This window comes from Ruegeria sp. AF7 (genome assembly GCF_056541885.1).
On sequence record NZ_JBQFYX010000004.1, the window covers coordinates 227,759 to 245,260 of the forward strand.

At 59.5% G+C, this 17,502-nt stretch carries 17 protein-coding genes and 1 tRNA gene; 13 read left to right on the forward strand and 5 right to left on the reverse strand.

Annotation, left to right across the window (positions count from 1 at the left end; genetic code table 11):
- Window positions 1-58: 58 nt before the first annotated feature.
- A complete protein-coding gene (locus tag ACR0AP_RS11080; RefSeq protein WP_480506788.1) occupies window positions 59-850 on the reverse strand; it encodes a formate/nitrite transporter family protein in 792 nt (263 codons plus the stop codon).
- 256 nt (window positions 851-1,106) lie between these two features.
- Between ACR0AP_RS11080 and ACR0AP_RS11085 the strand changes: the two genes are divergently transcribed.
- Entirely contained in the window at window positions 1,107-1,397 is a 291-nt protein-coding gene (locus tag ACR0AP_RS11085) for an antibiotic biosynthesis monooxygenase family protein (protein ID WP_209507883.1), read from the forward strand.
- A 178-nt stretch (window positions 1,398-1,575) separates the two neighbouring features.
- On the opposite strand, the gene ACR0AP_RS11090 is transcribed toward ACR0AP_RS11085, so the two are convergent.
- Window positions 1,576-2,226: a hypothetical protein gene (locus ACR0AP_RS11090; protein WP_480506789.1), complete on the reverse strand. Its 651-nt coding sequence runs from the start codon at window positions 2,224-2,226 to the stop codon at window positions 1,576-1,578.
- A 79-nt stretch (window positions 2,227-2,305) separates the two neighbouring features.
- Window positions 2,306-4,492 (reverse strand): excinuclease ABC subunit UvrB, encoded by a 2,187-nt coding sequence (gene uvrB, locus ACR0AP_RS11095; protein WP_480506790.1) that lies wholly within the window; start codon window positions 4,490-4,492, stop codon window positions 2,306-2,308.
- 269 nt (window positions 4,493-4,761) lie between these two features.
- Here uvrB and ACR0AP_RS11100 point away from each other — a divergent pair, with 269 nt between their 5' ends.
- From ACR0AP_RS11100 to ACR0AP_RS11155, 12 genes are all read left to right on the forward strand, one after another.
- A complete protein-coding gene (locus ACR0AP_RS11100; RefSeq protein WP_267366439.1) occupies window positions 4,762-5,073 on the forward strand; it encodes an ETC complex I subunit in 312 nt (103 codons plus the stop codon).
- A complete protein-coding gene (locus tag ACR0AP_RS11105; protein WP_480506791.1) occupies window positions 5,074-5,550 on the forward strand; it encodes a GNAT family N-acetyltransferase in 477 nt (158 codons plus the stop codon).
- A gap of 21 nt (window positions 5,551-5,571) precedes the next feature.
- Window positions 5,572-5,648, forward strand: a tRNA-Arg gene (locus ACR0AP_RS11110).
- Between the two features lie 388 nt (window positions 5,649-6,036).
- A complete protein-coding gene (gene iolG / locus ACR0AP_RS11115) occupies window positions 6,037-7,050 on the forward strand; it encodes an inositol 2-dehydrogenase (protein WP_480506792.1) in 1,014 nt (337 codons plus the stop codon).
- Window positions 7,051-7,174: 124 nt separating this feature from the next.
- Complete coding sequence (locus tag ACR0AP_RS11120; RefSeq protein ID WP_267364100.1) at window positions 7,175-8,095, forward strand: sugar ABC transporter substrate-binding protein; 921 nt, start codon at window positions 7,175-7,177, stop codon at window positions 8,093-8,095.
- A gap of 68 nt (window positions 8,096-8,163) precedes the next feature.
- Entirely contained in the window at window positions 8,164-9,270 is a 1,107-nt protein-coding gene (locus tag ACR0AP_RS11125) for an ABC transporter permease (RefSeq protein ID WP_480506793.1), read from the forward strand.
- A 1-nt stretch (window position 9,271) separates the two neighbouring features.
- A complete protein-coding gene (locus ACR0AP_RS11130) occupies window positions 9,272-10,093 on the forward strand; it encodes an ATP-binding cassette domain-containing protein (RefSeq protein ID WP_480506794.1) in 822 nt (273 codons plus the stop codon).
- Window positions 10,094-10,244: 151 nt separating this feature from the next.
- The gene (gene iolD / locus ACR0AP_RS11135) at window positions 10,245-12,077 is read left to right on the forward strand and encodes a 3D-(3,5/4)-trihydroxycyclohexane-1,2-dione acylhydrolase (decyclizing) (RefSeq protein ID WP_480506795.1); all 1,833 of its coding nucleotides are present in this window, start codon (window positions 10,245-10,247) and stop codon (window positions 12,075-12,077) included.
- Window positions 12,074-12,973, forward strand: a complete 900-nt coding sequence (iolE, locus tag ACR0AP_RS11140; RefSeq protein ID WP_480506796.1) for a myo-inosose-2 dehydratase — start codon at window positions 12,074-12,076, stop codon at window positions 12,971-12,973. The genes iolD and iolE overlap by 4 nt, the downstream gene beginning before the upstream one ends.
- Before the next feature lie 47 nt (window positions 12,974-13,020).
- Window positions 13,021-14,202: a phytanoyl-CoA dioxygenase family protein gene (locus ACR0AP_RS11145; RefSeq protein WP_480506797.1), complete on the forward strand. Its 1,182-nt coding sequence runs from the start codon at window positions 13,021-13,023 to the stop codon at window positions 14,200-14,202.
- A gap of 48 nt (window positions 14,203-14,250) precedes the next feature.
- Complete coding sequence (gene iolB, locus ACR0AP_RS11150) at window positions 14,251-15,057, forward strand: 5-deoxy-glucuronate isomerase (protein ID WP_480506798.1); 807 nt, start codon at window positions 14,251-14,253, stop codon at window positions 15,055-15,057.
- Window positions 15,054-15,812, forward strand: a complete 759-nt coding sequence (locus ACR0AP_RS11155; protein WP_480483303.1) for an SDR family NAD(P)-dependent oxidoreductase — start codon at window positions 15,054-15,056, stop codon at window positions 15,810-15,812. Before iolB ends, ACR0AP_RS11155 begins: the two co-directional genes overlap by 4 nt.
- Before the next feature lie 15 nt (window positions 15,813-15,827).
- Here ACR0AP_RS11155 and ACR0AP_RS11160 read toward each other — a convergent pair whose 3' ends face one another.
- Both ACR0AP_RS11160 and ACR0AP_RS11165 read right to left on the reverse strand, forming a co-directional pair.
- A complete protein-coding gene (locus tag ACR0AP_RS11160) occupies window positions 15,828-16,667 on the reverse strand; it encodes a class II fructose-bisphosphate aldolase (protein WP_480506799.1) in 840 nt (279 codons plus the stop codon).
- Window positions 16,664-17,500 (reverse strand): 5-deoxy-glucuronate isomerase, encoded by an 837-nt coding sequence (locus ACR0AP_RS11165; protein WP_480483307.1) that lies wholly within the window; start codon window positions 17,498-17,500, stop codon window positions 16,664-16,666. Before ACR0AP_RS11165 ends, ACR0AP_RS11160 begins: the two co-directional genes overlap by 4 nt.
- Window positions 17,501-17,502 lie beyond the last annotated feature (2 nt).

Here is a 17,502-nt window from a genome sequence, read left to right on the forward strand (position 1 = left end):
GGGGTGCAAGTTTGAAATGCCGGGGTTTGCCGCGTCCCCGACCGGAGGTTCGGCGTGTTCATTGGGGTATCTTGCGCAGATAAGCAAAGCGATAGGCAAGCGCGACGCCGCCTGCGCCGCCGACAATATTGCCGATCGTGACCCAGAACAGGTTGCCCATGGCCGCGCCCAAACCGAAATCGGCACCGGCAAGCGCGCCCTGCGGCAGCAGGTACATGTTGGCGACCGAATGTTCGAGCCCCAAGAGGACAAACGCCGCTATGGGCCAGAGTACCGCCATGATCTTGCCCGCCGCTGTTCTGGCCGCGAAGCTCAGCCAGACGGCAAGGCAGACCAACGCGTTGCACAGAATGCCGCGCGCAAACGCCTGGGTGGCAGAGAGGTCGGCCTTGCCATTTGCGATTGCTGATGCGGTGGCCCCCATGGGCCCGTCCAGCAAACCGGTTGCAGCGAAGGCCAGAGCCAGCGCGATAGACCCGACCAAGTTCCCAAGGTACACGAGGCCCCAGTTGCGCAGCAGGGCGCGCGGCGAGATTTTCCTGTCCACCGCCGCGATGGTCATCAGGGCGTTACCGGTGAACAGCTCGGCTCCGCCGACGATCACAAGGATCAGGCCCAGCGAGAACACGACGCCACCCAGAAACCGGGCCGGTCCGAATCCGGGGTCAACGCCGGTCATGACCATGGTGAAGGCGGCCCCGCCGAAGCCGATGAACACGCCCGCGTGTATCGCCAGAGTCAGCGTCTGACCGACCGTGAGATGTGCCTTGGCAACGCCAGCGGTTTCAACCACTTCGGCGATCTGGGCGGGTTTGTAGGCGTCAATTCCGGTTGGGTTCTGTGTTTGCATGGGACCCACTTTGCCGACGCATTCGTGGTGCGGCATTGATAGGGATCAAGCATCCATCGGTGCAAAAACAACCGCACTGGGGGCGAGGCTGCAACCCTGAAGGGACAGCCACCCGGATGCAGTGCGGTGTATGGTTGAAAATCGGCGCAAATCGCCGGTATCAATGCGAGATTTCGGACTGCCGTGCTAGAGTACGCGCGGCGGGGCCGTTCCGGCCGTGTTACATGGCAATTTCGCCAGACGACGGAGGATAGTGATGTTTGCACGAATTACCCAATACAAAATGAAGCCCGGTACGCGCGAGGCGGCGACGGCGAAGATGAATGAATTGAAATCCGACATCATGGGTATGCCCGGCATGCACAGCTTTACCAACGTGATGAACGAGGATGGTTCGGGCTATGTGATCTCGGTGGTCGAAAGCGAGGCGACCTCGAACGCAAACGCACCCAAAGTGGCCGAGCTGTGGGGCCATTTCGCCGAATTCATGGAAGGCCCACCGACGCCGGTTGGGTACGACGTGATTGCCCATTGGGATAAGGGGTAGCGGTTAGGGCGGGGATAGACCCGCCCTTTCTTTTATTTGGAGAGAACAGCGATTTGGACCTCATGTGGTCTGGCCAGGGTGTTCGGGTTCGTCATGGCAACCGCTTGGAAACACAATTTGTGAATTCAAACGTGGAGGAGTGCGCGCTGGGCTGCAAGGGTGGAGTGTGGGATGTGACTTACCTACTCAGGCAAACGCTCATAACTCTTTCCTTAGTATCACCGCCGTAACGGGTGTTGGACGGCAGTGCGATCCAGTCTCTGTGCCGATAACTCCAAAGAAACGGCCAATTCTCGCTGTTACACGCGACGCCATGTGGGGACTGGTAACCGTCGGAGCGATCTCGAATGGACTTGAACAAAGACGAACGTTCTATGATGCGTAACTCGGATGCTTTCGCGTATCTTTTCATTTGCCATTGCACTTGCAGGTTTTGCAACGCGACCGGACCTATCACTGTAAGCATTGCGCCAACAATAATAGTCGGTATTTTTGCCTTGCCCGGCATGATCGCAGCGGCTGCGGCCACCAAAAACAGTAAAATCAACGCCGCAAAGAAAAAAACAAAAAGTCTCGCGGTTAAAGCATCTCCCAGTAAAAATAGGATTGAGGCGGGCCATACAGCTAGCGCCAGCATTCGTAAGCCGCTAAAGCTCGAATCTACTCCAAGTCCCCAGATGATCATCAAAAGGAGCACGAACCATAGCATTGATATACTTCTGCCGGGCGACGCTTCGCGCCATCCTGCGAGCACACTTACCCATACCCAAACCATTGCTAGGAGTGAAATTGTTCCGAGCAGTCCAACTGCAATAAGAAGCGTGATCAAAAAACTTTCCTAAACCGATTGTCTAAGAAGATAGATTTCCTGCTTTGAGGCAAATTGCAACCGTCAGTTGCGTTTTAACCTACCGCTTCCTTCTCTTCACATTCCCACCCCGTTGCCCGGGTCGTCCAGCCGTTGACCGTCCGCGCGATTTCACTGCCTCCTCCGAGGCTTTCTCGACCGCCCATTGGCGGGCCATGGGGTCGTCGGCGATGGCCAGATCGACCGCTTCCAGGCGTTTGATCTCATCCCGGATGTTGGCGGCCTCTTCGAATTCCAGGTTCTCGGCGGCTTTGCGCATCTGGTCGCGCAGCCCGTTCAGGTGCGCCTCGAGGTTGGCGCCGTGCATCGGTTTGTCGATGGTCGCGGTGACGCGGTTCATGTCGACGTCGCCCTCGTACAGCCCGGCCAGAACATCCTCGACATTCTTTTTCACGGTCGCGGGCGTGATACCGTGTTCTTCGTTATAGGCCATCTGCTTGGCGCGGCGGCGGTCGGTTTCGGCCAGCGCACGTTCCATCGAACCGGTGATCTTGTCGGCATACATGATCACCCGGCCCTCGGCGTTGCGCGCGGCGCGGCCGATGGTCTGAACCAGCGAGGTCTCGGACCGCAAAAAGCCCTCCTTGTCGGCATCCAGAATGGCGACCAGCCCGCATTCGGGAATGTCGAGCCCTTCACGCAACAGGTTGATGCCGACCAGCACGTCGAAGGCGCCCAGACGCAGGTCGCGCAGAATCTCGATCCGTTCCAGCGTGTCGATATCGGAATGCATGTAGCGCACCTTGATACCCTGTTCGTGCAGGTATTCGGTCAGATCCTCGGCCATGCGTTTGGTCAGCGTCGTGACCAATGTGCGGTAGCCATCGGCGGCGACCTTGCGCACCTCGTCCAGCAGGTCGTCGACCTGCATCGACACGGGGCGGATTTCGACCTGCGGGTCCAGCAGGCCGGTGGGGCGGATCACCTGTTCGGTGAAGACGCCGCCGGTCTGGTCCAGCTCCCACGCGGCGGGGGTGGCCGAGACGAAGACGGATTGCGGGCGCATGGCATCCCATTCCTCGAACTTCAAAGGCCGGTTGTCCATGCAGGACGGCAGGCGGAACCCGTGTTCGGCCAGCGTGAACTTGCGCCGGTAGTCGCCCCGGTACATGCCGCCGATCTGCGGCACGCTGACATGGGATTCGTCGGCAAAGACGATGGCGTTGTCGGGGATGAATTCGAACAGGGTTGGTGGCGGTTCGCCCGGAGCGCGGCCGGTCAGATAGCGCGAATAGTTCTCGATCCCGTTGCAGACGCCGGTGGCCTCGAGCATTTCCAGATCGAAATTGGTGCGCTGTTCCAGCCGCTGCGCCTCGAGCAGTTTGCCTTCGCCGACCAGCTGGTCGAGGCGCATCCGCAGTTCTTTTTTGATCCCGATGATGGCCTGCTGCATCGTCGGTTTCGGCGTCACGTAGTGGGAGTTCGCATAGACCCGGATATGGTCCATCGTGTCGGTTTTTTCGCCGGTCAGCGGGTCGAATTCGGTGACCTGTTCCAGTTCCTCGCCGAAGAAGGACAGTTTCCAGGCGCGGTCTTCAAGGTGGGCGGGCCAGATTTCCAGACTGTCGCCCCGCACCCGGAACGAGCCGCGCTGAAACCCCTGATCGTTGCGGCGGTATTGCTGGGCCACCAGATCGGCCATCACCTGCCGCTGGTCGTATTCGTGACCGACCTTCAGATCCTGCGTCATCGCCCCGTAGGTTTCGACCGAACCGATACCGTAGATGCACGACACCGAGGCGACGATGATCACGTCATCGCGTTCCAGCAGCGCCCGCGTGGCCGAGTGGCGCATCCGGTCGATCTGTTCGTTGATCTGGGATTCTTTTTCTATGTAGGTGTCAGAGCGCGGCACATAGGCTTCGGGTTGGTAATAGTCGTAATAGGACACGAAATATTCCACCGAGTTTTCGGGGAAGAAGCCCTTGAATTCACCGTATAACTGCGCCGCCAGCGTCTTGTTGGGGGCCAGGATGATGGCGGGGCGCTGGGTTTCCTCGATCACCTTGGCCATGGTGAAGGTCTTGCCCGTTCCGGTCGCGCCCAGCAGCACCTGATCGCGTTCCCCGTCCAGCACGCCGCCCGCCAGTTCCTTGATCGCCGTGGGCTGATCGCCCGCCGGATTGAATTCGGTATGCATCACGAATTGCTTGCCGCCTTCCAGTTTCAGGCGCGCGCGCACGTCTTCGGCGGTCAGTTGGGTCTTGTCGGAATGGGCGTAAGGCATTGGCAGGCTCCGGGCGTCAGGCCCTTACATTTGTTCTTATTTTGTCCAACTGCAAGGGCCGATCCGGATTCATTGCCCGCTATGCGGTCTGAGGCCGTGCGACGGGTGAGACGGTGTGATGTTCTTGCGTTTGTTTGGCGAGACCCTATTCCGACCTGATGACAGTTTCTGGCATGAGTTCGCAGGCGGAGCCGCGACAATTGCAATCTTGCCCCCGGGCGCGCTCTGAAGCATAAACGGGCTCAGCCAAGTGAGTACGGAGAGGCGACATGCGCGCACGGATCTACCAGCCCGCAAGAAATGCGATGACCTCGGGGATGGCCAAGACCCGCAAATGGGTTCTGGAATACGCCCCGGCCTCGGCGCGCGAGGTTGATCCGCTGATGGGCTGGACGTCGTCCAGCGACACGCAGGCTCAGGTGCGCCTGAAGTTCGACACGCGGGAAGAGGCGCTGGATTATGCCAAGGCCCACGGTATCGATGCCGAGGTCAGCGAGCCGCACAAGCGCAAACCCAATCTGCGCGCGCGGGGCTATGGCGAGAATTTCGCAACCGACCGGCGCGGCCCCTGGACGCACTGAATGATCGAAATCCGAAAGGCTGACCCGACATCGGACGTATTGCGCCCGATTGTCGATGCGCATTTTGCCCATGGTGAAACTGCGGGACCTGCGGAAAGCAACCACACGATGGACGCTGAAGCCTTGGCTGGGCCGGGGGTGCGGTTCTGGGCCATTTTTGACGGACAGGAGCCATTGGGATGCGGTGCGCTGAAAGCGCTGCCCGATGGAACCGCCGAAGTAAAATCAGTGCATATTCTGGCGCAGGCAAGAGGGCGCGGGCTGGCGCGCGTGCTGATGGTGCATCTGGCTGAACAGGCTGGCGCAGAGGGGTGCGAGGCTTTGGTTCTTGAGACCGGGGCGAGCCATCTTCGCGAATATGATGCCGCCCGTAAGCTGTATGAGTCGCTGGGATATTCCTATTGCGGGCCTATCTTTGGGTATGTTGACGATCCCAACAGCGCATTCATGCGCTTGCCTCTTGAACCCCGCGGGTAAAAACCGCAAGAAGGGCGCAGCGGTCCCTTAGCTCAACTGGATAGAGCAGCTGACTTCTAATCAGCAGGTTGAGGGTTCGAGTCCTTCAGGGATCGCCATTTGCAAACCAGATCAATACCGGACATGCGCCTGCTTTGGTCGGCGCGTCGTGATCTTGTGGCTTTTTGGTGTGGTATGAGGGGCTGGACGAGGGGGTCATGCCAGCCCCTCTAAGGGGGTCACAGAGTGGTAGTACGTGTTCCTTAAGTACAATCTAACGTGATTCACCGTGCGGCGATATTGGGGGATTCCCGTAGGCTGGTATTTGCGCGGAAATATGCATGTCAGGCAGTGCAATCCTGTTGAGATCAGACCGGTTTTTTGCGCGGTATTCGTGTTGAGGCTGCGGGAACCGCTGGCAAAACCGGGGGCGATGCAAAAAATATATTGCAACCGGTTGCAAAGAAAATCATTGTTACGCACAACAACAAGATTCGGGAGAGCTGCATGTTGAGGGTCGGATTGCTGGGTGCCGGACGTATCGGGCGCGTTCATGCGCAGGCCATATCTTCCCATCCGGGAAGCAGGCTGTGTGCGGTATCCGATGCGCTGCCCGAGGCGGCGAACAACCTCGCGGATGAATATGGGGCCGAGGCGCGCAGGTCAGAAGAAATTATCGCTGATCCCGAGATTGACGCGGTTCTGATTGCAACGCCGACGGATACGCATTCCGACCTGATCGAGGCGGCCACGGGCGCTGGCAAAGCCGTTCTGTGCGAAAAGCCCGTCGATCTGAGCCTTCAGAGGGCACAGGATTGTCTGAAAGCGGTCGCGGGGCGCGGCAAACCTGTCATGATCGGGTTTAACCGGCGGTTCGATCCCAATTTTGCAGCTTTGAAGGCCGGGCTGGACGCGGGTGAAATCGGCAAGGCCGAACTGTTGTCGATCACGTCATTTGACCCGGCCCCGCCACCGGTCAGCTACGTAAAAGTGTCCGGAGGACTGTTTCGGGACATGATGATCCACGATTTCGACATGGCGAACTTTCTGATGGGGGATGTGCCCCAGACCGTCACAGCGGTGGGATCGTCGCTTGTGGATGCAGAGATCGGCGCAGCAGGCGATGTGGACACGGCCGTGGTCACAATGACTTACGCAGACGGCCGGATTGCGGTCATCAAGAACTCGCGCCGGGCGGCCTATGGCTATGATCAGCGGGTCGAGGTGCTGGGTTCGGAAGGGTTGTTGCAGGCGCATAACATGCTGGAAAACACCGTCGTGAAATCGACGGCAGATGGCGTTGTGGGCGCAAAGCCGACTTATTTCTTTCTGGAACGCTACATGCCGGCCTATCGCGTGGAATGGGCCGCATTTGTTGATGCCGTCAGCGGCGGTTCCAACGTTCCCGTCACGTTGCAGGATGGTGTGGCGGCGCTGGCGATGGCCGAGGCCGCGACCCTGTCAGCGCAGACGGGAATGCCCGTCCGGATGGAGGAAATTTTGAAACCGGTTGCAAAATGACCAAAATTCTTCAAACTAACGACAGCTCGGCCCTGAGCCGCAGCCACTGAGATTCGGCACAGCCGGATGATTGGGGCCGGTACCCCAACAGAAGATCAGACTGAACCAATGGGAGGAAACTGAAATGAAGAAATTCGTTAAAGGTGCACTTGCCGCAGGGGCACTGGCCCTGGCGACGCCCGCTCTTGCGCAGGACATCGTGGTCGTATCGCATGGCCAGGCCAATGACGCATTCTGGAACGTCGTGAAGAACGGTGTTGAACAGGCTGGCAAGGATGTCGGAGTGAATGTGGAATACCGCGCTCCGGAAACTTTCGACATGGTGGCCATGTCGCAGCTGATCGACGCTGCCGTGAACCAGGAGCCCGATGGCCTGATCGTTTCGATCCCGGATGCGGATGCGCTTGGCCCGTCGATCGAACGCGCCGTTGCCGCAGGCATCCCGGTGATCTCGATCAACTCGGGGTCGGATGTGTCGAAACAGCTGGGTGCGTTGCTGCACGTGGGTCAGGACGAGTTTGACGCCGGGAAAGCTGCGGGCGAACAACTGGCTTCGATGGGGGGCAAAACCGCGATCTGTGTGAACCACGAAGTGGGCAACGTTGCGCTGGACCTGCGTTGTGCAGGTTTCGCGGAAGGCTTTGGCGGTAATGTCGAAGTTCTGCCGACCTCGAACGATCCGTCGGAAATCGAGTCGAAAGTCTCGGCTGCTCTGGCTGCTAACGAAGCCGTCGATACGGTTATGGCGCTGGGTGCAAGCTCGGCCGGAGAGCCGACTGTTGCCGCTGTCAAAGCATCGGGCCGTGACGTGAATGTTGCGTCCTTCGACCTGTCGGCCAACTTCCTGCAATCGATTGCGGATGGCGACGCGGCCTTTGCCATTGATCAGCAGCAGTATCTGCAAGGGTATCTGTCGGTGAACTTCATGGGCCTGCACGCCAAATACGGCCTGATGCCCGGTGGTAATGTTCCTTCGGGTCCGAACCTGATCACTCAGGACAAGGCCGCGCAGGTGATCGAGCTGTCCGCGCAGGGCATCCGCTGATCCATACCGCAACCTGAACAAAACGGGGCGGCGCGGTGGCGCCGTTCCCACCCAAGTGGGAGGAAACGATGAGTGACTCAGCACAAATCGCCGGGGACGAAAGGGTCAAGAAAGAACCTTTCATGACCAAGCTCATGAAACGGCCCGAACTCGGTGCGATGGCGGGCGTCGTTCTGGTGGTCATCTTCTTTGCCATCACAGCAGACGATTCGATGTTTACCCTGGCCGGGGTCATGAACTTCATGACACCTGCGGCACAGCTGGGCATTCTGGCAATCGGTGCGGCCCTTTTGATGATCGGTGGCGAGTTTGATTTGTCCATCGGTTCAATGGTGGCGTTCGCGGGCTTGTTTTTCGGCGTCTGTGTGGTGACATGGCAGTTGCCACTGATCGTTGCGATCCCCATGACATTTGTATTCGCGGCATTCGTCGGGGCGGTGAACGGCAATATCGTCATAAGATCCGGTCTGCCGTCCTTTATCGTGACGCTGGCTTTCCTGTTCATTCTGCGTGGCTTGTCCCTTGTTGGCCTCAAAGCGGCGACCGGAGGGTCGACCCAGTTGCGCGGTGTGCGTGACGTGGTTGAAAACGACTGGCTGGCGCCGTTCTTTTCGGGCGAAGCCTTTGGCAGCCTGTTTGCCTGGCTGGCGGCCAATGGCATGATCGACACCTTCAAAAGCGGAGCACCCAAGGTGCCCGGCGTTCCGGTCGAAATCCTGTGGTTCATCGTGCTGGCATTGGCCGCCACCTATGTGTTGCTGCGAACCCCGGCGGGGAACTGGATTTTCGCGGCGGGCGGTGACAGCACTGCGGCATCGAATTCCGGTGTTCCCGTGAGCAAGATCAAGGTGTCTCTGTTCATGCTGACCGCCTGTTGCGCTGCATTGGTGGCCATCATTACGGTGATCGACGCGGGCTCGACCGACGCACGGCGTGGTTTCCAGAAAGAATTCGAGGCGATCATCGCTGCCGTGATCGGGGGCTGTCTGCTGACGGGCGGATATGGCTCGGCCATCGGGGCGTTCTTTGGTTCGATCATCTTTGGCATGGTTGTCATCGGACTGACCTATACGGATTTCGATCAGGACTGGTTCCAGGTGTTCCTGGGCGCGATGCTGCTGATTGCCGTTCTGTTCAACAACGCGATCCGCAAACGCGTAACCGGGGAGCGCTGATATGACCGAAGATACCAAGTTCCACCATGGCGATGCGGCAGGCGATCAGGCCCCCATCGTGGAAATGAAGGATATCGAGAAGCACTTTGGCAACATCATCGCATTGGCGGGCGTCAGTTTCGACGTCAAACCGGGTGAATGCCACTGCCTGCTGGGCGATAACGGCGCGGGCAAGTCGACCTTCATCAAGACCATGTCCGGGGTACATAAACCCACCAAGGGCGAGATCTTTTTCGAGGGCAAACCGCTGCATTTTGACACTCCGCGGGATGCGATGGAGGCAGGCATTGCGACCGTGTTTCAGGATCTGGCGATGATCCCGCTGATGAGCGTCACGCGCAACTTTTTCATGGGGCGCGAGCCGACCAAGGGTAAGGGTCTGCTGAAACGGTTCGATGTTGAACACGCGAATGAGGTCTGCATGGAAGAGATGCGCAAGATGGGCATCAACCTGCGCGGGCCGGATCAGGCTGTTGGCACCTTGTCTGGGGGGGAACGGCAGACCGTTGCCATTGCCCGCGCCGTGTATTTTGGTGCCAAGATCCTGATCTTGGACGAGCCGACCTCGGCCCTTGGTGTGCGCCAGACTTCGAACGTTCTGGCCACCATCGACAAGGTGCGCAGTCAGGACGTCGGCGTGGTTTTCATCAGCCACAACGTGCGTCACGCGCTGGCGGTGGGTGACAGGTTCACCGTTTTGAACCGGGGCAAGACGCTGGGCACAGCAACGCGTGGCGAGATCACGCCAGAGCAGTTGCAGGACCTGATGGCAGGCGGTCAGGAAATGGCCGAGCTAGAAGGATCGCTGGGCGGTACGGTTTAAAGTACAGAACTTGGATGCCCCAATGGGGCATCCATCGGGCCGTGGCACGTGACGCCCCACTTTTTTCAGGCTTTGATACAAAAGCTGGCACCTTCGCAAATGAGAAAACCCGCAGGCCGCCAAAGGCGGAGCTGAGTTGAAAGGGATCATGATGAGCAAGAAAGTCCGACTGACCGCGGCGCAGGCTCTGGTGCGCTATCTGGGCGCGCAGATGAACGAGGGCGGAGAGCCCTTTATCGCAGGTGTCTGGGCGATTTTCGGCCATGGCAACGTGGCCGGTCTGGGCGAGGCGTTGCACGGTGTGAAAGACAGCCTGCCCACCTATCGCGGTCATAATGAGCAGACCATGGCGCATTGCGCGATTGCCTATGCCAAGCAGTTGGGGCGCAGGCGGGCGATGGCGGTCACTTCGTCCATCGGGCCGGGGGCCACCAACATGGTTACCGCTGCGGCGCTGGCCCATGTGAACCGCCTGCCGGTTTTGTTGCTGCCCGGTGACGTGTTCGCCACGCGTGGCCCTGACCCGGTTTTGCAGCAACCCGAAGTGTTCTCGGACGGAACTATTAGTGCAAATGACTGTTTCAGACCGGTCAGCCGCTATTTCGACCGCATCACCCGGCCGGAGCACCTGTTGACGGCGCTGCCGCGTGCCTTCCGCACCATGACGGACCCGGCGGATTGCGGACCCGTGACGCTGGCCTTTTGTCAGGACGTGCAGGCCGAGGCTTATGACTATCCCGTTAGCTTTTTTGAGCCGCGCGTCTGGTATCAGCGCCGCATTCGCCCGGATGAGGGTGAGCTGACGCGTGCTGTGGCCGCAATCAAGGCAGCCAAGCGCCCTGTGATCGTGGCCGGGGGTGGTGTGCATTATTCGGATGCGACCGCCGCGTTGCAGCGCTTTGCCGAAGCGCACAACGTGCCGGTGGCCGAGACGCAGGCCGGTAAATCCGCGCTGGCCTGGGATCACCCCCTGAACCTTGGTCCGATTGGCGTCACAGGCGGTGAGCCTGCCAATGATATCTGCGCCGAGGCTGATCTGGTGCTGGGCGTCGGCACCCGCTTTCAGGATTTCACCACCGGGTCCTGGGGATTGTTCGCAAACCCCGAGCGGGAGTTGATCAGCCTGAACACAGCCGCCTATGACGCGGCAAAGCACGGCGCGATGCCGCTGCAGGCTGACGCCCGCGTTGGGCTGGGTGACCTGAGCGACGCGTTGGGCGGTTACCGCGCGCCTGATATGCCCGCGACGCTGAAGTCGGAGTGGTTTGCCAAGGTCGACGCGTTGACCGACGCGCCAGCGGACAGCAATGCGCTGCCCACGGATATGCAGGTGATTGGCGCCGTGCAGCGGGCGGCCAATGAAAACACCGTTGCCATGTGTGCCGCGGGCACAATGCCGGGTGAGCTGCACAAGCTGTGGAAGGCACCGCGCCCCGGTGCTTATCATATGGAATATGGCTTCAGCTGCATGGGGTATGAGATCGCCGGTGCCATGGGCATCAAGATGGCCCAGCCCGACCGCGACGTGATCTGCTTTACCGGCGACGGTACTTACATGATGGCGAATTCCGAAATGGCGACGGCGGCGATGATGGGGATTTCGTTCACCGTTGTGGTCACCGACAATCGCGGCTTTGGCTGCATCAACCGTTTGCAGATGGGAACCGGCGGGGCCGAGTTTAACAACCTGCTGGATCACGCAATTGGCGGCGAAAATTCGGTGATCGACTTTGCCAAACATGCCGAAGCAATGGGGGCGACCGCGGTCAAGGTCAGCTCGATCGCCGAGCTTGAGGAGGCACTGGCCAAACGCGCCGAGGTCAGAGGCCCTTATGTGGTGGTGATCGACACCGATCCTTATCCTTCGACCGAATATGGCGGAACGTGGTGGGAAGTGGCGGTGCCCGAGGTCAGCATCCGCCCGGAAGTTAATGAAAAACGTGCGGCCTATGAGGTCGCCATCAAGGAAAGAAACACCAAATGAGCGTGAAGATCGGTATTTCTCCGATTGCCTGGCAGAATGATGATCTGCCGGACCTGACCGCAGCCTACACGATGGAGCAGGCGCTGAAAGAAGCGCGCGAGATCGGCTATACCGGTGTTGAACGGGGTCAGCGGATGCCGGGCGACACCGAAGGGTTGCGCGCCTATCTGGAGGCCAATGACATCGCGTTGTGTGGCGGCTGGTGCTCGGGTAGTACTCTGGTCAATGACCTGGACGCCGAAATCGCTGTCGTGCGTGAACAGGTCGAACAATTTGTTGCGCTGAACAGCCCCTGCATCGTTTACGCCGAGTGTTCCAATACTGTTCAGGGGCAGATCGGAACGCCGGTCAATGACCGCCCGAAGCTGTCCAAAGACGAGGTTCTGGCCTATGCGGCCAAGCTGACCGAGCTTGCCAAATGGATGGCAGATCAGGGTATGCCGATGGCCTATCACCATCACATGGGCACGATCATCGAAAGCGAAGATGAGGTGAACTGGCTGATGCAGGGTTCCGGCCCCGAGCTGAAGCTGTGTTTCGATACGGGCCATCTGCTGTTTGGTGGCGGCGATGTGATGGCCACGCTGAACCGTTGGGGCGACCGGGTGCACCATGTCCACTTCAAGGATATCCGCCCTGACATCGTGCAGGACACGCGCGAGAACAATCGCAGCTTTCTGGATGCCGTAATTGCCGGCGCATTCACCGTGCCGGGTGATGGGTGCATCGACTTTCAGGCCGTAGCCAACGCGTTGAAAGCAATGGATTACGCGGGCTGGATCGTGGTCGAGGCAGAGCAGGACCCCGCCAAGGCGCCGCCCTATGAGTACTCCAAATTGGGCTATGACCACATCGTCGAGGTTTGCGGCAAGGCAGGGTTGGAGATCACCGTTTAATCACCGCCCCACGGGGCAACACCGAAGCCATGAAAGAGGAGTTTGTCATGGTATATCAAGACCTTGGATATGTCGGCTATTTTGACCGGGAATCCTGCGATCTGGATGAATTCAAGGTGTTGACCTCGCAAAACCTGACAGCCGGTGCGGTGCCTCATGCCGCATCGGTGCAAAAGAACGTTCCGATCTATGATATGCGTGCGCTGCGCCCAGCGCTGGAGAAGGCAGATCAAAGAAAAGCGCTGCTGGCGGAATGGGCGTATGTGCTGGACAAATCTGCGGGTGTGATCGTTCTAAGAGGCGCATTTGCGGATACGTCTGTGATCGACCGGGCGACCGCTGTGTTCCATCAGATTATCGAGGAAGAACGTCAGGGCGGGGCGGGGGAAGGTGACCACTTCGCGGCCTCGGGTGCGAATGACCGGATATGGAACGCGTTACAGAAACTGTGCTTGCGCGATCCCGAGGGCTTTGCGCTCTATTTCGGGAATGTGGCCATTGCAGCGGCTTGCGAGGCGTGGCTGGGGCCGAACTATCAAATGACCGCGCAAATCAATCAGGTGCGCCCCGGCGGCAAGGCACAGCAGGCGCATCGGGATTATCATCTGGGCTTTCAAACCGCCGACAGCGCCGCCCGGTATCCGGCCCATGCCCATCTGGTGACGGCTTCGCTGACCTTGCAGGGGGCGGTTGCGCATTGTGACATGCCCGTGGAAAGCGGCCCAACCAAACTGCTGCCGTTTTCGCAGCTTTATGCGCCGGGATATCTGGCCTTTCACGATGCGGCACACCGGGCGTTTTTCGAAGAGAACTACATTCAGTTGCCCCTTGAAAAGGGGGATGCCGTTTTCTTCAACCCGGCGCTGTTCCACGCTGCCGGGGAAAACAGCAGTGCGGATATTCAGCGGATGGCGAACCTGTTGCAGGTCTCGTCTGCCTTCGGTCGTGCGATGGAGATGGTTGACCGGCAGTCCATGTCGCAGGCGGTGTTTCCGTCGCTGGTCGCCCTGAAACAACGGGGGGCGCTGAGTGCGGCAGAGCTGAATGCCGCTATTGCCGCAACGGCTGAGGGCTATCCGTTCCCGACCAATCTGGACACCGACCCGCCGATTGGTGGTAACGCGCCTGAAAGCCAGGCCGACATATTGCACCGGGCCGTATCGGAAGGGTGGGCCGAGGCCCGACTGTCCGAGGCGCTTTCGGCCCTGCAAACACGGCAAGCGGCCTGAGGGCGATACAGGCGGGCCGTTTAGGCCCGCCCAATAAGGAGAACAAGAATGGCAGACCTGCTGAAGAAGCCTATTGGAACCCGTGGCAAGGTACATGACATCACCCCGGACAGTGCCGGATGGCGATATGTGGGTTTTGGGCTGTATCATCTGCAAGCGGGCGACAGGGCGGCCGAGGCGACAGGAGACCGCGAGATCATTCTGGTGATGGTCGAAGGCAAGGCACGGATCACCGGGGCCGGTCAGGACTGGGGTGTATTGGGCGACCGGATGAACGTGTTCGAAAAGACACCGCCGCATAGCCTGTATCTGCCCAACGGAACCGAGTGGGAGGCTGTGGCGGAAACCGACTGCGTTGTGGCGGTGTGCTCGGCCCCGGGTAAGGGCGGCCACAAAGCGCGCCGGATCGGGCCGGATGGCATCACGCTGACCGAACGCGGCAAGGGTGTGAATACGCGGTATATCAACAATATCGCGATGGAGAACGAGGATTATGCCGACAGTCTGCTGGTGACTGAGGTCTTTACGCCCAATGGGCACTGGTCCTCTTACCCCAGTCATCGACATGATGAGGACGATTTTCCCCGCATCACCTATCTGGAAGAGACGTATTACCACCGCCTCAACCCGGCCAACGGGTTCGGAATTCAGCGGGTTTATACCGATGATGGCCAGTTGGATGAGACGATGGCTGTCTCCGATGGCGATGTTGTGATCGTTCCGCGTGGCCATCACCCTTGCGGCGCGCCCTATGGGTTTGAGATGTATTACCTGAACGTCATGGCGGGCCCCCTGCGCAAATGGCGGTTTGCCCTGGCCCCCGAGGTCGAATGGATCATGGAGCGTGACGGATGAGCCAAGACTTCGCCAATTACCCTAGCCTTGCGGGCAAAACGGTTATCATCACCGGCGGGGCCGGGGGAATTGGTGCGGAAACCGTTCGCGCCTTTGCCGCGCAAGGGGCGAAGGTCGGGTTTCTGGATATCAATGCGGATGCGGGCCATGCTCTGCTGGCGGACTTGGACGGTGAACACGCCTTTGCGCAATGTGACCTGCGCGATATCGAAGGGACGCGGGCTGCGCTGGAGCAACTGGTCGAGGAGCTGGGCGAGGCGGATGTGCTGGTCAACAACGCCGCCCAGGATGACCGCCACGACTGGCGCGAGGTGACGCCGGACTATTGGGATGAGCGGATGGCGACCAATATCCGCCATATGTTCTTTGCCATTCAGGCTGTGGCCCCGGGTATGATCGCCAAGGGCGCAGGTTCGATCGTCAACATAGGATCGAATTCCTGGTGGGAGGCCGGGGCAGGTTTTCCGGCCTATGCCACCGCCAAATCGGCGGTGCATGGCCTGACCCGCACCATGGCGCGCGAATTGGGCGATCACCGCATTCGTGTGAACACGGTGGTGCCGGGCTGGATCATGACCGAGCGCCAGAAAGACCTGTGGGTCACGCCCGAGGCGCTGGCCAAACAGGTGGACCGTCAATGCCTGCCCGATCCGATAGAGCCTGTCTATGTCGCGCGCATGGTTCTGTTTCTGGCCTCGGACGACGCCGCCATGTGCAGCGCGGGCAACTTCATGGTCGAGGGCGGCTCGATCTGAAGGCGAAAGCGCGCGTTAACGTTGCGGTGGTGCGCCAAAGGCACGGATGACCATGCGCGCGGCGGCTTCGACCGGATCGTGGGTTTCTTTCAGGATCGTGACGCGATCAAACCGATCCGGGTCACGATTGACGGCCTCACGCATGGCATTTCCGAACGCCACACGCAGCTCGGTCCCGATGTTGAACTTGCAGATCGAGGTTTCGCGGGACAGCTTCACGCGCTGATCTATCGGCACGCCCGACCCGCCATGAATGACCAGAGGTACTGTGGTCATGGCGTCGATCTCGGCAATACGGGCTTCGTCCAGACCGCCTTCCTTGTTTTGTTGCAGATGGACGTTGCCGACCGATATCGCCATCGCATCCACACCGCTTTCACGTGCGAACTGGGCCGCTTCTGCCGGGTCGGTGCCGTTCGATCCTTCACCGCCCGAGTACCCGACAAAACCAATCTCGCCCTCGCAGGAAATCCCTGCCGCATGGGCCATCTCGGCAATTGCGGCGGTTTCATCGATGTTTTGCCGCAGGGGTTTGCGCGATCCGTCGAACATCAGCGAGGTGAACCCGCTGTCCAGCGCGATCTTGCAGTCCTCGAAGGTATAGCCGTGGTCCAGATGCGCCACGACGGGCACCGAGGCGTTTTCGGCCAGATACCGGAACATCTTGCCCAGGATCGGCAGTGGCGTGTGCTCGCGGCAGCTGGGTCCGGCTTGCAGGATCACGGGCGCATTCTCGGCCTCGGCCGCGGCTACATAGGCGCGCATGTCTTCCCAGCCGAGTGTGACCAGCCCGCCTACGGCATAGCCCTGTTCATAAGCGGGTTGCAGGACGTCTTTCAGTGTGACGAGGGTCATTTGAATTTCGCAATCATGTCTTTGATGCCAGGAATGGTCTCGATCTGATAGGCATGTGTGGGCTGGAAATACTGCACCAGAGAACGCTGGGTCAGGCCGCCGAGGATGGTGAAATAATACATCTCGTACCCCGGCAAAACGCAGCAGGGGTGATAGCCCTTGTCGATGCAAACGGTCGATCCATCCACGATGTGATAGGCGTCGCCCGGCTGGTTATCTTCGCGCTGCAACATCTGAAGGCCCGAGCCCCAGTTGGGCTTGAACCGGAAATTATAGGTCTCATCGTGGCGGGTCTCGTCCGGCAGGCGGTTGGTGTCATGCTTGTGGCTGGGGAAGCCCGACCAGCCGCCCTGACCGACGGTGAACAGCTCACTCACCAGCAGGCGGCCGACCTTGTCGTGTTGCTTTTGGCCAAGGATGTGTTTGATCTTGCGGTGGGTTTTGGTGTCGTCGCTGCCATATTGCACAAGGTCGTGTTCGCGCACATCGAACGGGTCCAGCACCTTGTCGTATTTCGCACCGGCAATGAACACCTCGGTCGCGTCAGAAACGCAGACCACCTGTACCTTTGCGCCGACGGGCACATAGATGCCCTCGGGCTCGCCATCCCAGACATCTTCGCCCCGGTTGCCCAGACTGGGGAAGGAAACGCCTTCGACATCCACATCGACGCTGCCGGTTGCAGGGACGATGCAGGTCTCGTAGCCCGGCACCTGGTATTCGAACGCCTCGCCTTTTTTCAGTTTGACGATGTTGAAATAGTTCAGCGGAACGGACGGATCACCGGCGTCAACGATGGGCTTGTTCTGATTGTCATAGGGCGCGATATGCATGG

Excerpts from the sequence above, each read along its gene's own strand:
- ACR0AP_RS11080 (WP_480506788.1), bottom strand. The coding sequence starts at position 850 with ATGCAAACACAGAACCCAACCGGAATTGACGCCTACAAACCCGCCCAG.
- ACR0AP_RS11085 (WP_209507883.1), top strand. The coding sequence starts at position 1,107 with ATGTTTGCACGAATTACCCAATACAAAATGAAGCCCGGTACGCGCGAG.
- uvrB (WP_480506790.1), bottom strand. The coding sequence starts at position 4,492 with ATGCCTTACGCCCATTCCGACAAGACCCAACTGACCGCCGAAGACGTG.
- ACR0AP_RS11100 (WP_267366439.1), top strand. The coding sequence starts at position 4,762 with ATGCGCGCACGGATCTACCAGCCCGCAAGAAATGCGATGACCTCGGGG.
- ACR0AP_RS11105 (WP_480506791.1), top strand. The coding sequence starts at position 5,074 with ATGATCGAAATCCGAAAGGCTGACCCGACATCGGACGTATTGCGCCCG.
- iolG (WP_480506792.1), top strand. The coding sequence starts at position 6,037 with ATGTTGAGGGTCGGATTGCTGGGTGCCGGACGTATCGGGCGCGTTCAT.
- ACR0AP_RS11120 (WP_267364100.1), top strand. The coding sequence starts at position 7,175 with ATGAAGAAATTCGTTAAAGGTGCACTTGCCGCAGGGGCACTGGCCCTG.
- ACR0AP_RS11125 (WP_480506793.1), top strand. The coding sequence starts at position 8,164 with ATGAGTGACTCAGCACAAATCGCCGGGGACGAAAGGGTCAAGAAAGAA.
- ACR0AP_RS11130 (WP_480506794.1), top strand. The coding sequence starts at position 9,272 with ATGACCGAAGATACCAAGTTCCACCATGGCGATGCGGCAGGCGATCAG.
- iolD (WP_480506795.1), top strand. The coding sequence starts at position 10,245 with ATGAGCAAGAAAGTCCGACTGACCGCGGCGCAGGCTCTGGTGCGCTAT.
- iolE (WP_480506796.1), top strand. The coding sequence starts at position 12,074 with ATGAGCGTGAAGATCGGTATTTCTCCGATTGCCTGGCAGAATGATGAT.
- ACR0AP_RS11145 (WP_480506797.1), top strand. The coding sequence starts at position 13,021 with ATGGTATATCAAGACCTTGGATATGTCGGCTATTTTGACCGGGAATCC.
- iolB (WP_480506798.1), top strand. The coding sequence starts at position 14,251 with ATGGCAGACCTGCTGAAGAAGCCTATTGGAACCCGTGGCAAGGTACAT.
- ACR0AP_RS11155 (WP_480483303.1), top strand. The coding sequence starts at position 15,054 with ATGAGCCAAGACTTCGCCAATTACCCTAGCCTTGCGGGCAAAACGGTT.
- ACR0AP_RS11160 (WP_480506799.1), bottom strand. The coding sequence starts at position 16,667 with ATGACCCTCGTCACACTGAAAGACGTCCTGCAACCCGCTTATGAACAG.
- ACR0AP_RS11165 (WP_480483307.1), bottom strand. The coding sequence starts at position 17,500 with ATGCATATCGCGCCCTATGACAATCAGAACAAGCCCATCGTTGACGCC.